The following is a 632-nucleotide window of genomic DNA, read 5'->3' on the forward strand; positions in this document are numbered from 1 at the left end:
AGTAGTGATCGGATTAGATACCCGAGTAGTCCACGCCGTAAACGATGAGTGCTAGGTGTTGGATCCTTTCCGGGATTCAGTGCCGCAGCTAACGCATTAAGCACTCCGCCTGGGGAGTACGACCGCAAGGTTGAAACTCAAAGGAATTGACGGGGGCCCGCACAAGCGGTGGAGCATGTGGTTTAATTCGAAGCAACGCGAAGAACCTTACCAGGTCTTGACATCCCTCTGTAGCTCTAGAGATAGAGTTCTTCGGGACAAGGTGACAGGTGGTGCATGGTTGTCGTCAGCTCGTGTCGTGAGATGTTGGGTTAAGTCCCGCAACGAGCGCAACCCCTATTGTTAGTTGCCATCATTCAGTTGGGCACTCTAGCGAGACTGCCGGTAATAAACCGGAGGAAGGGGGGACGACGTCAAATCATCATGCCCCTTATGACCTGGGCTACACGCGTGCTACAATGGCTGGTACAACGAGTCGCAAGCCGGTGACGGCAAGCTAATCTCTTAAAGCCAGTCTCAGTTCGGATTGTAGGCTGCAACTCGCCTACATGAAGTCGGAATCGCTAGTAATCGCGGATCAGCACGCCGCGGTGAATACGTTCCCGGGCCTTGCACACACCGCCCGTGCGCTA

Annotated in this window: 1 rRNA gene; it reads left to right on the top strand. The window is 54.3% G+C overall.

The window, feature by feature from the left end:
• A 16S ribosomal RNA gene (locus tag AACS05_RS24740) occupies positions 1–632 on the top strand; the annotation flags it as partial.

Origin of the sequence: Citrobacter sp. S-77, assembly GCF_963864895.1 — a bacterium.
In the GTDB taxonomy this organism is placed as follows: Bacteria; Pseudomonadota; Gammaproteobacteria; order Enterobacterales; family Enterobacteriaceae; genus Citrobacter; species Citrobacter murliniae.